This window comes from Arthrobacter sp. H5 (genome assembly GCF_000520595.1).
Lineage (GTDB): Bacteria > Actinomycetota > Actinomycetes > Actinomycetales > Micrococcaceae > Arthrobacter_D.
The window spans coordinates 16,253-29,474 of the sequence record NZ_KI914986.1; the positions used below are offsets into that span (position 1 = coordinate 16,253).

At 62.8% G+C, this 13,222-nt stretch carries 10 protein-coding genes, 1 pseudogene and 1 riboswitch; of the genes and pseudogenes, 9 read left to right on the forward strand and 2 right to left on the reverse strand.

The window, feature by feature from the left end; genetic code table 11:
* The first annotated feature begins 164 nt into the window (after positions 1–164).
* From Y708_RS0106650 to Y708_RS0106665, 4 genes are all read left to right on the forward strand, one after another.
* Complete coding sequence (locus tag Y708_RS0106650) at positions 165–1,619, forward strand: glycosyltransferase family 87 protein (RefSeq protein ID WP_028279319.1); 1,455 nt, start codon at positions 165–167, stop codon at positions 1,617–1,619.
* Positions 1,616–2,707 carry a lipid II:glycine glycyltransferase FemX gene (locus tag Y708_RS0106655; RefSeq protein ID WP_028279320.1) on the forward strand — a complete coding sequence of 364 codons (1,092 nt, stop codon included), beginning with the start codon at positions 1,616–1,618 and terminating at the stop codon, positions 2,705–2,707. The genes Y708_RS0106650 and Y708_RS0106655 overlap by 4 nt, the downstream gene beginning before the upstream one ends.
* Entirely contained in the window at positions 2,700–4,142 is a 1,443-nt protein-coding gene (locus Y708_RS0106660) for a phytoene desaturase family protein (RefSeq protein WP_028279321.1), read from the forward strand. Before Y708_RS0106655 ends, Y708_RS0106660 begins: the two co-directional genes overlap by 8 nt.
* A 94-nt stretch (positions 4,143–4,236) precedes the next feature.
* Positions 4,237–5,118, forward strand: coding sequence for an META domain-containing protein (locus Y708_RS0106665; protein WP_028279322.1), 882 nt, complete (start codon positions 4,237–4,239; stop codon positions 5,116–5,118).
* Between the two features lie 13 nt (positions 5,119–5,131).
* Here Y708_RS0106665 and Y708_RS0106670 read toward each other — a convergent pair whose 3' ends face one another.
* Positions 5,132–5,560 carry a GNAT family N-acetyltransferase gene (locus Y708_RS0106670; protein ID WP_028279323.1) on the reverse strand — a complete coding sequence of 143 codons (429 nt, stop codon included), beginning with the start codon at positions 5,558–5,560 and terminating at the stop codon, positions 5,132–5,134.
* A 295-nt stretch (positions 5,561–5,855) separates the two neighbouring features.
* Here Y708_RS0106670 and Y708_RS0106675 point away from each other — a divergent pair, with 295 nt between their 5' ends.
* The 5 genes from Y708_RS0106675 to Y708_RS0106695 all read left to right on the forward strand — a co-directional run bounded on the left by Y708_RS0106675 (position 5,856) and on the right by Y708_RS0106695 (position 12,708).
* Positions 5,856–6,275 carry a hypothetical protein gene (locus Y708_RS0106675; protein ID WP_028279324.1) on the forward strand — a complete coding sequence of 140 codons (420 nt, stop codon included), beginning with the start codon at positions 5,856–5,858 and terminating at the stop codon, positions 6,273–6,275.
* Positions 6,276–6,350: 75 nt separating this feature from the next.
* A riboswitch (glycine riboswitch) is annotated at positions 6,351–6,450 on the forward strand.
* Between the two features lie 153 nt (positions 6,451–6,603).
* Positions 6,604–9,453, forward strand: a complete 2,850-nt coding sequence (gene gcvP, locus Y708_RS0106680; protein WP_028279325.1) for an aminomethyl-transferring glycine dehydrogenase — start codon at positions 6,604–6,606, stop codon at positions 9,451–9,453.
* Between the two features lie 2 nt (positions 9,454–9,455).
* The gene (gene gcvT / locus Y708_RS0106685) at positions 9,456–10,562 is read left to right on the forward strand and encodes a glycine cleavage system aminomethyltransferase GcvT (RefSeq protein ID WP_028279326.1); all 1,107 of its coding nucleotides are present in this window, start codon (positions 9,456–9,458) and stop codon (positions 10,560–10,562) included.
* Positions 10,559–11,932 carry an L-serine ammonia-lyase gene (locus Y708_RS0106690; protein WP_028279327.1) on the forward strand — a complete coding sequence of 458 codons (1,374 nt, stop codon included), beginning with the start codon at positions 10,559–10,561 and terminating at the stop codon, positions 11,930–11,932. The genes gcvT and Y708_RS0106690 overlap by 4 nt, the downstream gene beginning before the upstream one ends.
* Before the next feature lie 26 nt (positions 11,933–11,958).
* Entirely contained in the window at positions 11,959–12,708 is a 750-nt protein-coding gene (locus tag Y708_RS0106695) for a methylenetetrahydrofolate reductase (protein WP_253905718.1), read from the forward strand.
* A gap of 19 nt (positions 12,709–12,727) precedes the next feature.
* Here Y708_RS0106695 and Y708_RS23425 read toward each other — a convergent pair.
* Positions 12,728–13,222, reverse strand: a pseudogene (locus Y708_RS23425) (NmrA family transcriptional regulator); the annotation flags it as partial.

Here is a 13,222-nt window from a genome sequence, read left to right on the forward strand (position 1 = left end):
TTGGGCCGTTGCGCCCGGTTCTTTGCCCCGGCGGATCAAACGGCTAATACAGTCTACTTCGAATAGACAACACCGGCTGGGTGTGCGGCATTCCGTGACGCGGTTGGATGTAGTCGCAGCGGATGGCAGCCACCGTTGTGCGAGCGGTCTGTAGGCTTTCCTGCATGGAGTCAGAGCATCGTGCACGCCGTCCGGTGCGGATCTCGGTGCCATCCCGGACTGATCCCCTGCTCAGGCGTTTTACCGAGAGCGTGGGTGGCCGCCTTGGCCGCCGAACCTCGCCCGGCAATGTCAGCCCTGGATTCTTCACTGTGGAGCGGGTCCTGATCCTGTTGACTGTTGCGTCAGCATTGTTAGCGGTGCTGATCAAAACGCCCTGCCGCGTGACCGGTTGGGCTGCACCGGTGCAGTTCTACATGGCGTGCTTTTCGGACTGGACCGAGGTGTTTCAGTTTGAAGGGGTTGGGCGCGGACTGTTCCCTTTCCTAAGCGATGGTTCAACGTTCGAGGGCCCCGTCCTTCTGGGAGTACTGGTGGGAATCATCGCCCTGACAGTGCCGGTCGGCGAGTCCGCATTCGTGCCGGCCGAAAACGTCACCTGGTTCTTCGACGTCAATGCCACGCTTGCTGCAGTTGTCTGGATTGTGATTGTCATCGCGACCCTTCGTCTTGCCAACCGCCGGCCCTGGGATGCGGCGATGGTGGCCGTTGCCCCGATCGTCATTCTTTCGGGTACAGCCGGGTGGGAGCTCTGGCCCGTGATGTTCGGCATGCTGGGGATGCTTTCTTTTGCCCGCTGCAGGTATGTTTCCGCGGGCATTCTGCTGGGGGTGGGCGCCGGGCTCAGTGTTTTTCCGGCGCTGCTGTTTGGCGCTATCGTGTTGATCGCCTTGCGAGCAAAAAGTATTCGGCCTGCGGTGGTGACCGGAGTTGCGCTAGTTGGAACCTGGTTGGCGGTGAACCTCCCGTTCGCGCTCAACGGATACAACCCGTGGCAGTACATCACGCCATCCGCTCATGGCGGTGACTCTTCCATTTGGTCTGCCTACAACCTGATGGCAGAGCGGGCGGGCCTGGCTCCCATAAGCAGCGGCGCCACGACAGTTGCGGCCGCTGTGACCTTTGCCGCACTTGTGATTCTCATCGGCCTCCTTGTTCAGAAGGCGCCCAGGCGCCCCAGAATCATGCACGTTGCGCTACTGCTGGTCGCAGCTTTTATCCTGGTGGTCCCAGGCTTTCAGCCACATCAGGTCCTCTGGCTGGTTCCAATAGTGGCACTTGCATATTCCGGTTGGAGCATGTTCATTGTCTGGCAAATCGTCGAGGTAATGCACTGGTGGGCCTACTGGATGTACAGAGCCCGCGAAAGCAGTGGTGGAGTTGCGGAGAACAACCTCGATGCGCCCTACTATGTACTTTCGATTCTCGCGCATATGGCTGTTACTGCATATATAATGTATTTGGTTGCCGGCCATGTCCTCCGCCCGCGGACGGACCCGGTGCGCCGCCTCGGCATCGACGATCCCGCCGGCGGCCCCTATAACGGTGCACCGGACGGGCCGCAACGCGCTCCGGTACGCTTGAGCCAGCCCGCACCCCCACTGAAAGACCTCTCGTGACTGCTGCACTTCTGCACTACCGGAAACTGACTCTTGAAAGTTTCGAAGAACTGGCGGCGGCCCACGGCTCGGTTGTGATCCCCCTTGAACAGTCTCCGTACTGGGCTGACTTTGAGGGGTCCCTGGGACGCGATCCTTACGGGATATGGGCATATTACGACGCCGACGCTCTGGTTGCGGTGGCAAGCTTTCTGAGAATCCAGCGCAGGTTCAGAGAGTCAATGGTGGTTGTCAACGGCCCCGTCTGGTTTCATCCCCGAACACCTCAGATGGAACTTCGACTGATGAACACGGTGCGTGACCAGTTTGGCAAGGACGGGTCGGTCAATCCCCTTTACGTACGCATGCAGATCCAGAACCCTCAGCCGCCCGCCGACGGTCCGCTGGAGCACGGCTGGTACGAACGCGAAATCGTGGTTGACCTGACTCCGGATGAGAAGGCGATCTTCAAGTCCTTCCGACCCAACGCACGCAACAGCATCCGTCGCGCCGAGCGGTCCGGTGTGGACATCCGAATGATCGACCGGGTTGACCGGGTGGAAGTCTTCCGTGCGGAGTTGTTTCCGATCCTGGAGGAGACGGCGGCCAGGGACGGCTTTGCCAGCTTCGAATCGGGATACTACGAGAAGTTGCTCACGGAACTGGGTGATCATCTTCGGCTGATGGTCGCCTATGTGGACGGTAAGGCCGTGAGCTGGCTAATCACCACTGAGTATCGTGGGCACGCCGTCTACTACTTCGCCGGCAGCACCCAGGAGGCGAGGAAGACCTTCGCCCCGTATCTGCTGCTCTGGGAGGCGTTCAAAGTGCTCAAGGCGGCTGGCAGTCACAGCTGTGGTCTCACAGGGATAGTGAGCGAGAACTACCCGCAGCTCATCAACGTCACCACCTTCAAGAGGAACTTTTCCAGGAAAGTGGTTGAAGTCCCCACTACCTATGACATTCCCTTGGACCCGGCCAGGTATCGGGCTGTTGCGGTGGTGCTGAGGGCACGGCGCGCCCTCCCCTCAGGTGCCCGGAAATTACTGCTCGGTGCGGCCTCACAGGCCTCTGGGTTGCTCCGTTTCCGCGGAAGGCCACGTGGCTGACGTTGCAGTGGTCGGTTCCGGCCCCAACGGGCTGGCGGCCGCGGTCGTCATGGCCCGCGCAGGCCTGAGCGTTGAGGTGCTAGAGGGTGAATCGACAGTAGGCGGGGGCGCCCGCACCACGGAGTTGTTGGAACCGGATCACTTTCACGATGTCTGTTCCGCTGTTCACCCCATGGCGCTCGCCTCGCCGTTTTTTAGGGCATTTGGGCTGCAGAACCGCATGGATTTCGCCGTGCCGGATGTTTCCTACGCCCATCCGCTGGACGGCGGCCGTGCGGGCGTGGCCTACCGGGATCTGGACCGGACAATCCATGCCCTGGGGCGCGACGGCGGCGCTTGGCGGCGCTTGATGGAACCGCTGGTGCGGAGGATCGACGCCACGGTTGATTTCACGCTCGATCATCTCCTTCGCGTGCCGGCTCATCCGCTTGCCACGCTTCGGTTTGGTCTCGCTTCGCTGGATCAGGGTTCGGTGTTGTGGAACCGGCGGTTCGCCACCGATGAGGCGGCAGCCTTGTTCACCGGAGTTGCAGCGCATCCGGTGGGGCCGCTCCCGTCACTTGCTTCAGCTGGCGCCGGACTGGTGTTGGGAGCGTTGGCGCATTCGCACGGCTGGCCGGTTCCGGTACGTGGGTCGCAGGCGATAATCTCCGCGATGGCCGCCGATGTTCAGGCGCACGGCGGATCGATTCACACCGGCAGGCGGATCGAATCGCTTGCAGAGGTCGAAGACGCCAAGGCGGTGCTGCTTGATGTTTCCCCGCCCGGTTTCCTGCGCCTCGCGGCGGGCCGCCTGCCCGCACGCTACGCTGCCTCCCTTGACCGCTTCCGGTTTGGCGATGCCGCCTGCAAGATTGACTTCATCCTGTCCGGCCCGGTTCCCTGGGCGAACAGCGACGTGGGTGGGGCAGGGACGGTTCACCTTGGCGGTACCCGCGAGGAAATCGCGGCGTCCGAGCACCTCGTCCACACCGGACGGCACCCAGCGGATCCGTACGTGCTCGTGTCGCAGCCTTCCCTGTTTGACCCGTCCCGGGCGCCGGCCGGGAGGCACATCCTCTGGACCTATTGCCACGTACCGGGTGGTTCCACGCGGGACATGACCGAGGCGGTCATATCCCAGATTGAACGCTTCGCGCCCGGCTTCCGCGACGTCGTCGTGCGTTCACATATGACGACGGCGGCGGAACTGGAACGCTACAACCCCAACTATGTTGGTGGGGACTTCGGCGGCGGGGCTGTGACACTGCGGCAGTTGATTGCGCGGCCGACGCTCTCGCTGAATCCTTGGCGGACACCCTTGAAAGGGGTGTACCTGTGCTCAGCGTCGACGCCGCCCGGGCCCGGCGTGCACGGAATGGGTGGATATCACGCGGCCCGGCTGGCGTTGAAGGACGTCTTTGGATTGGGTGTGCCGGAGCTGGGGGTTCGCTAGGATCAGCGATTGTGGGCAAATTGCAACACCCCGCACCGTGCATGGATGGCAAAGTTGGAGTTGTTCCTTAGGCACAACCGTCGGGATTTGGCTCATGAAGCTTCAAAAAATTGCGCGTATCTACACCGCTGCGGCGATCCTCGTGGTTGTCCTGACCGGATGCGGACAGATCCAGGATGGTCCGGGAGCCAGCACACCGGGAGCATCTCCGACCGATGGTTCCAGCCGTTCGATGGAAGGGCCGGCAGCTGTTGGTCTGGTGAATCTGTGGCGGGTTTCCGGCGTTGACGGAGAAAGAGCGGACACTTGGCTTCGGTTCGATGTCCATGAGTTCCAGCTGTGGCGAGACTGCGGCATGATTCAGGGCCGTTGGCAGGCCACAGATACCGCGTTTCTCGCATCCACCGAGGGCGCAAGCGGCGACTGCGTGACAGGGCCAACGCTGCCCACAGTTGAATGGCTCGAATCGGTCACCGGGTATCGAGAGGCGGGTCAAGGGTGGGAGCTGACTGATGCACGGGATGCGGTGGTTGCCGAGCTCACCGTGGACGGAGCGCCCGAGCCCATCTCAACCGCCGCCGACTTCTACGCCGAGCCGCCGGAGGTCACTGCTGAAGGCCGTAAGGAGTTTGAACCTCCCGTACCGCTTCCTGCTGGGTTGGTTCCCGTTACCGCAGCAGAACTTGTGGGGCGGTGGATTCCTGTTGGCGGTGGCATTTCCACCGACCCGCATGCGGCTTTCCACAGTGACACCACCTGGACCGGCTCGGACGGGTGCAACGGTGCCCAGGGCCGCTGGGTGGTCGATGCCGAAGGGGTCCTGCTGACAACCGTGGGTGCTTCGACGGCGATCGCACGCGATGAGGTGGCTGTTCCATCCATGGTGGGCCAATCGCAGCGGGCGGCCTTGGACGGCCAGCATCTGGTTCTGTTTGACGCGGACGGTTCCGAAGTTGGGCGACTTCAACCGGGCTAACCGTTTGTTAATGTCAGCGGTTGACCGGCAGACCGAACGCCGCCATGCCTTGCTCTTCGTGCGGAATCATGCCCAGTGAACGGTAGAAGGGGTGGGACTTTCGGGCGTCTTCGGTGTCTGGATGATCGGTGGACAGCAGGAAGAATCGGCAATGGGCGTAGCGTTTCTGGGCATCCACCAACAGTGCACGGCCTATCCCTTGGCGCTGTGCGTCAGGGCGGATCAGGATGTCCTGGACGTAGCAGACCGTCTCGCCGTCGGAAACGGTTCGCAACAGGCCAAGGAGGAGGCCGTCGTCGTTCCTGGCCGTTAGTACCAGGTGCGATCCTTCAATACTCCGCTGCAGTATCTTTGGGTTCCGGGTGTAGGCCAGCCAACCCACGGAATTGTAAAGATCGGCAACTTCGGCGCGGTCGACTGAGCTCTCCTGGGCAATTTCCATGCAGCCACCCTATGTTCCAGTGGGTTCATGGACCGAACATCGCGTGGCCGTGGCATCTCGCCGAGTCGCCTCCCAGCCCTGTTGCCGCCCTTCAGACGGGGCTAGACTGGATCTGCAGATGTGAGACGAGTCACACAGGCACTTATTATCGCTGTGCGGCCAGCCATCCCCGCCCCCGGTCGGTCGGGGCGGAGGCTATGGCCACGCCAAGCTAACCCTTGAGCGGTGGCCGAAATAGTGTGTACGCCGAATAGGCGTAAGGGACACAGCGCAGATTGATCCAAGGGAGAATCCAATGACTGAGGCAAACCTCCCAAAAGGTGACCGGGTAGGAAATGACTACAGCGCAGGCAACAACCCGAACCCGGGCGGTGACATTGATACGGATCGCAGTGAGCTCCCGCCCTACGACGGCCGGACCACCAGCAGTGAAGGGGAGTCCAAGGGAACCAAGCGTGCGTTTGGCAGTGAGGAACCCGCGAAGGACCCTGTGCAGCCCGGGGCGGAAATCCCGGCAAGCGACGCAAAAATGGCGCCTAAAGGCGTTGGCGAGAGTACATCCGGGCGTGGCGAGGATGTGATCGAAAAGGAAGGAAAGGAAGAGGGCCGGATTGAGACCGGTACCAAAGACTCGCCGGCCGGCCGGCCCACCGGCGAATCCACTGGTCGCGACGCCAGCGGGGTTGACGCGCAGGAAGACGAGGGATCCCGCTGAGACGAAAGCAGCTTTGCCAGCTCAACCCGGTGCAGAGTAAGCTAAATCACGGTCCACCCAAAATTTCATAGCCTTTGACCCGCAACGGGAGAGTTCTGCCGTTGACACATCCGGCAGGCGCCGTAGGAGCAAATCCTCCCCAGGAATCTCTCAGGCCCAGCACCGCTGCGGAAAGGCAACTCTGGAAAGCAGTGCAAACGTGAATGACGCACTCACCGACGGTGCAACGCGGGCGAACTTAGCCCGCTGAATCTCTCAGGTCCAATACAGAGCGGGGAGGAACTCGACATAGTCCGCAACACTGCGGGCGCTGATCTACGGAGTTCCCATGACCCACCAAACGGAAACCAGTTTCTCCGACCGCCACATTGGTCCGCGCGCAAATGACGCCGACCAGATGCTCAAGGTGCTCGGTTACCCGAGCCTCGACAAGCTCGTTGACGTGGCTGTTCCCGCTAGTATCCGGTCCGCAGAGCCGCTGAACCTTCCTGCCGCCCTGTCGGAATCAGAGGTGTTGGCGCAGCTCCGGGCCATTGCCGCCAAGAACAAGACGGCCGTGCAGATGATCGGACAGGGCTATTTTGACACGGTTACTCCACCGGTGATCCGCCGCAATGTCCTCGAAGCGCCGGCCTGGTACACCGCCTACACGCCATACCAGCCCGAAATTTCCCAGGGCAGGCTCGAAGCGCTGCTGAACTTCCAGACCATGGTCCAGGACCTCACTGCCCTGCCCATCGCCAACGCTTCCCTGCTCGACGAAGCCTCAGCCGTTGCCGAGGCCGTCCTGCTGATGCGCCGCTCCGGGAAGAACAAGGGTAAAACCGTCCTCGACGCGGATTGCCTGCCCCAGACCATCGCCGTGGTCCGCGGCCGGGCCGAGGCGCTTGGCTTTGACGTCGAGGTCGCTGACTTGAGCGGCGGTCTCCCTGAAGGTGACATCAACGGCGTCGTGCTCCAGCAGCCCGGCGCGTCCGGTGCGTTGCGGAACTACGCGGATGTCATCAAACAAGCGCACGACGGCGGCGCTCTGGTCACGGTGGCAGCGGACCTTCTGGCGCTCACCCTCATCACGCCTCCCGGCGAGCAGGGCGCGGATATTTCGGTCGGTTCGGCCCAGCGTTTCGGTGTTCCGTTGTTCTTCGGCGGGCCTCACGCCGCGTTCATGGCAGTGCGCAACGGGCTGGAGCGGATGCTTCCCGGCCGCCTGGTGGGCGTGTCCAAGGATGCCGACGGCGCCCCCGCCTACCGGTTGGCGCTCCAGACCCGCGAGCAGCACATTCGCCGCGAGAAGGCCACGTCCAACATCTGCACGGCGCAGGCGCTGCTTGCAATTGTTGCTTCGATGTACGGCGTCTACCACGGCCCGGACGGTCTGAAGGCGATCGCCGAAAGGGTGCACAGCAAAGCCGCCAAGCTCGCGGCGGCACTCGAAGGAACCGTGCACGGGCAATTCTTCGACACACTGCTGGTCAAGGTTCCGGGCAAGGCGGCGGAATTGGTTGCCAAGGCGGACAAGCAGGGTATTAACCTCCGTCTCGTGGACCAGGACCATGTGGGGATCTCCTGCGACGAAACCACCACTGACGAGCACCTCTCCACCATCGCCGGCGTCTTTGGGGCATCGACGCCGGGCGACGCGAAGGTAACCATTCCCACGGACCTGGTGCGGGCGTCGTCGTACATGACCCACCCGGTGTTCGCTCTCCATCGCTCCGAAACGCAGATGCTGCGCTACCTGCGCCGCCTGTCGGACCGGGACCTGGCGCTGGACCGCACCATGATTCCGCTGGGTTCGTGCACCATGAAGCTCAATGCAACGGTGGAAATGGAACCGATCTCCTGGCCCGAATTCGCCACGATCCACCCGTTTGCGCCTGAGCACCAGACGGAAGGCTGGCGCGAGCTGATCGAGGACCTGGAGTCAAAGCTGGTGGAGATCACCGGCTACGCGAAAGTGTCCATTCAGCCCAACGCGGGTTCGCAGGGTGAGCTTGCGGGCCTGTTGGCCATCCGCAACTATCACCTCTCCCGGGGCGACGAGGGCCGCACAGTCTGCCTGATCCCATCCTCCGCACACGGAACCAACGCGGCGTCGGCAGTGTTGGCGGGCATGAAGGTTGTTGTGGTGAAAACCGCTTCGAACGGCAACATCGACCACGAAGACCTCAAGGCCAAGATCGAAAAACACGCTGCTGAACTTTCCGCGATCATGATCACCTACCCCTCAACACACGGCGTGTTCGAGGAGGACGTGCGCTGGGTCTGCGGCCAGGTGCACGACGCCGGCGCGCAGGTCTACATTGACGGCGCCAATCTTAATGCGCTGGTTGGCCTGGCCAAACCGGGCGAGTTTGGTGGCGATGTCTCCCACCTGAACCTCCACAAAACGTTCTGCATTCCGCACGGAGGCGGGGGACCCGGCGTCGGGCCCGTTGCCGTGGCGGCGCACCTTGCGCCGTTCCTTCCGGGGGACGCGAACTCCTCAGCTCCGGTGGTCGACCAAGGGAGCGCCAGCGAGCGCGTGGAGACCCAAGGCGCCCCGATTTCGGCTTCCCGCTACGGTTCAGCCGGCGTCCTGCCAATCTCCTGGGCCTATGTTGCCCTGATGGGCAGTGAAGGTTTGACGGATGCCACCGGCCACGCACTCCTTGCCGCCAACTACATTGCGGTACGGCTGAACGAGCACTTCCCGGTGCTGTACTCGGGCGAAAACGGCCTGGTTGCGCACGAGTGCATCCTGGACCTGCGGGCTCTTACCGCGAAGACCGGCGTCACGGCCGAGGATGTGGCCAAGCGTCTGATCGACTACGGCTTCCACGCGCCGACGCTGAGCTTCCCGGTTGCCGGAACGCTGATGGTTGAGCCTACGGAGTCCGAGGATCTGGCGGAACTGGACCGGTTTGTGGACGCAATGATTGCGATCAAGGGTGAAATCGACCAGGTTGCGGACGGCGGGTTAACTCTCGAGGCAAGCCCGCTGCGGCAGGCCCCGCACACCGCGCAATCGGTGATCAGCGACAGCTGGGACCAGGCGTATCCGCGGGAGCTGGCGGCCTTCCCGCTGAAGTCGCTCCGGCACGACAAGTACTTCCCGCCGGTACGCCGTATCGACGGTGCGCACGGGGACCGAAATCTCGTCTGCTCCTGCCCGCCAATCGAAGAGTTTGAGGACTAGACATGACTAAGCAGACAGCTCTTTACGCGCAGCACGAGGAACTCGGGGCCAGCTTCACCGACTTCGGCGGCTGGCAGATGCCGCTGAAGTACCGCAGCGAACTCGAGGAACACCACACCGTCCGCAGGAATGCCGGGCTCTTTGACCTTTCACATATGGGCGAGGTCTTGGTCAGCGGACCGCAGGCGGCGGAGTTCCTGAACTACGCGTTGGTGGGAAACCTTGCCGTCATGGCGGTGGGCAAGGCCAAGTACTCGCTGATCTGTACCGAGGATGGCGGCGTGATTGATGACCTCATCACCTACCGCCGTGCCGAGGACCGGTTTCTGGTGGTGCCGAACGCCGGCAACGCCGATGCGGTTGCCGCCGAACTGAAGCAGCGCGCCGCGGGCTTTGACGTGTTTGTGGAGGACGAGTCGGAAGACACGGCATTGATCGCCGTGCAGGGGCCCACCGCTGAGGCGATCCTGCTCGCAATCACTGCTGAGTCACAGCGCCAGGCGGTGGCTGACCTCAAGTACTACGCCGCCGTGGAGGTGGAACTGGCAGGCCTGACGGTGCTGCTGGCACGCACCGGCTACACCGGGGAAGACGGTTTCGAGCTGTTCATCGGAAACCAGCACGCCGTGCAGTTGTGGAAGGCCGTAGCGGAAGCGGGAGCGGACCACGGCTTGGCGCCGTGTGGACTTGCCTCGCGCGACTCACTGCGCCTTGAGGCCGGAATGCCGCTGTACGGTCACGAGTTGGCCCTCGACACCAATCCATTCGAGGCCGGTCTCGGCGGAGTTGTCAGCCTGAAGAAGCCGGACAACTTTGTGGGCCGGCCAGTGCTTGAACCCTTGAAGTCACAGGACCCCAAGCGCAGGCTGGTGGGTCTGCGCGGGCTCGGGCGCCGCTCCGCGCGGGCAGGGTACGACGTCGTCTCAAACGGCGAAACGGTTGGCACAGTGACCTCCGGTCTCCCCAGCCCAACGTTGGGATACCCCATTGCGCTTGCCTATGTGGACTCGGCGCTGGCGGAGCCGGGAACCGAAGTGCAGGTGGATCTGCGCGGAAAGCCGGAGTCCTTCACCGTTGTCGAGACCCCCTTTTACAGGCGCCAAAAGTGACTATCAGCGCGTTTGAGCTATTCAAGATAGGCATTGGACCCTCGAGCTCCCACACGGGCGGTCCCATGACCGCCTCCTATCTGTATACCCAGGAGCTTGCGGCAAGAGGCCACCTTGACCAGACCGCGCGCGTGCAGGCCGAGTTGTTTGGTTCCCTCGGGGTGACTGGCCACGGGCACGGTACCGTAAAGGCCGTCATTCTTGGGCTGGAGGGGGAGCAGCCTCATTTGGTTGACCCGGAACGCGCCGAGCCGCGCGTTGAAGAGATTACGGCTTCCGGTTCGCTCCGGCTTGCAGGCACGCGGAACATCGCGTTCAGTGTTGATGACGACCTGATCATGCACCGTCGCAAGCGGTTGGACTTCCATACCAATGGTATGCGCTTTGAGGCATATTCGTCAGATGGAATACTTCTGTTCTCACGGGATTACTTCTCTGTAGGCGGCGGATTTGTGCTGGATGAGGACCAGATTGGCGCTGACCTCTCGGCCGCTGCGCAGATGGCGGTCACCCATCCCTTCGAATCCGGCGAACAGCTGTTGGAGATAGCCAAAACCACGGGCAAGTCGTTTTCGGAAATCGTCATGGACAACGAAATTGCGTGGCGCCCCGAAGCCGAGGTCCGCACGGGCCTGCTGGAGATCTGGGACGTCATGCAGGACACCGTTCGCCGCGGTTCCACCAACAGTGGGATCCTGCCCGGCGGACTGAGCGTCCGCCGTCGTGCCGCGAAGCAGTTAGAGCTCCTGCAAAAGGAAGCCGATCCCAATGACCATCTGAGCACCATGGAGTGGGTGACCCTTTTCGCGCTCGCGGTTAACGAGGAGAATGCCGCTGGCGGCCGGGTGGTTACTGCTCCCACCAACGGTGCGGCCGGGATCATCCCCGCAGTCTTGAAGTACTACGTGGACTTCGTGCCGGGAGCGGACGACGACGGCGTGGTCCGCTTCCTGCTCGCAGCGACGGCCATTGGCGCACTGTTCAAGAAGAACGCTTCGATCTCCGGGGCTGAAGTGGGCTGCCAGGGCGAAGTGGGTTCAGCCTGCGCGATGGCAGCTGCTGGTCTTGCCGAGGTTCTGGGCGGCACGCCGGAGCAGGTTGAGAACGCTGCCGAGATCGGAATTGAGCACAACCTCGGCCTGACCTGCGATCCGGTGGGTGGTCTGGTGCAGATCCCCTGCATTGAGCGAAACGCTGTGGGAGCAATGAAGGCAATCACTGCCGCCCGGATGGCGGTCCGCGGCGACGGACAGCACTTCGTTTCACTCGACGCCGCCATCAAAACCATGCGCGAAACCGGTGCGGACATGATGGACAAGTACAAGGAAACCGCCCGGGGCGGTCTGGCCCTCAACGTGGTGGAGTGCTGACCTTGGCGCCCGCATTGCCTGTCAGGGTGGAGATCATTCCCGGCCGTGACATTGTGGACCGGCTGCAGCGGTTTCTCCCGGCACCCGCCACGGTCACAATCACCTGCCTGCCGCACCACGGCCCGTCGGAGACTGTCGACCTTGCGGTGCAGTTGGCGAAGCTGGGGTACCGGGCGGTGCCGCACCTCGCCGCACGGTCCATTCAATCGCGGGCACAGCTGGCGGGGTTCACCGCCCGGCTTGAAGCGACAGGTGTGCGGGACGTCTTTGTGATTGCCGGCGACGCGGGGTCAGCCGATGGACCCTATTCATGGAGCCTTCCCCTCATGGAAGACATCGCATCCCTGAGCGGCCTGTCGATCGGAATGGCCGCCTACCCTGAGGGGCACCCGACGGTGGAGGAAGCTGAACTCACGGGACTTTTGTTGAAGAAGCAGGAACTTGCCACTTGGGCGGTGACCCAGATGTGCTTCTCCGGGCCGGTGCTCGCTACTTATGTGGACACCCTCCGCGCGGCCGGTGTGACTCTTCCAATCTGGGCCGGTGTGCCCGGTGCTGTCCGGCGCACGCGGCTGATCTCCCTCGCGGGACGGATCGGTGTGGGCCCGTCCCTGAAGTTTGCACAGCGCAGCGGGTCGCTCCTGCGAAACGTGGTGGCGCCGTCGTCGTACGATCCCGCTCCGCTGGTGCATGCTGTCTCGGAGGCGGGCGTTTTTGCGGGACTCCACGTGTACAGCTTCAATGATGTGGAGCGGCTGGGCCTGCCGGAGCAGTAGAAACTTCCCGGACCGACGTTCACGATTCCCGTTCCTCCAGCCACTCGGCGTACGTGGTTCCGCGGACAGGGTTCTCCGGCACCAGATTGAGGCCGCCGCGCCAGTACCGTCCGAGCGCGCCTGGAACCGGCACGGCGATGACCGGTCCGCGGGCGCCGGTGAACTGCCGGTAGATCCGTGCCATCACATCCATTCCAAGCACTTCCGGCCCTCCCACGGTCGTATCCCGTGGCTCCGGTGCGACGGCGGCGTCCACCAGCGATGCGGCGGCATCGGCCGTCGAGATGGTTTGAAACCGGGCTCCGGGGAAGCGTGGCGTGGCGCGGACCTTTCTCCCGGCGTCGAACACGCCCGTGACCAGGTCATGAAACTGGGTGCAGCGAACCACCGAGCACTCCACCGGCCCGCCACGGTAGATCCGCTCCTGGTTGGCCTTGGCCCGGTAGTAGCCAAAACTGACCTGGTCCACGTTGACGATCGAGAGCAGAATCATCCGTTCAACGCCTGCCGCGGC

What these genes read in the sequence shown, in the direction of transcription:
- Y708_RS0106665 (WP_028279322.1), top strand. Translation starts at nt 4,237, where the DNA reads ATGAAGCTTCAAAAAATTGCGCGTATCTACACCGCTGCGGCGATCCTC.
- Y708_RS0106675 (WP_028279324.1), top strand. Translation starts at nt 5,856, where the DNA reads ATGACTGAGGCAAACCTCCCAAAAGGTGACCGGGTAGGAAATGACTAC.
- gcvT (WP_028279326.1), top strand. Translation starts at nt 9,456, where the DNA reads ATGACTAAGCAGACAGCTCTTTACGCGCAGCACGAGGAACTCGGGGCC.
- Y708_RS0106650 (WP_028279319.1), top strand. Translation starts at nt 165, where the DNA reads ATGGAGTCAGAGCATCGTGCACGCCGTCCGGTGCGGATCTCGGTGCCA.
- Y708_RS0106670 (WP_028279323.1), bottom strand. Translation starts at nt 5,560, where the DNA reads ATGGAAATTGCCCAGGAGAGCTCAGTCGACCGCGCCGAAGTTGCCGAT.
- gcvP (WP_028279325.1), top strand. Translation starts at nt 6,604, where the DNA reads ATGACCCACCAAACGGAAACCAGTTTCTCCGACCGCCACATTGGTCCG.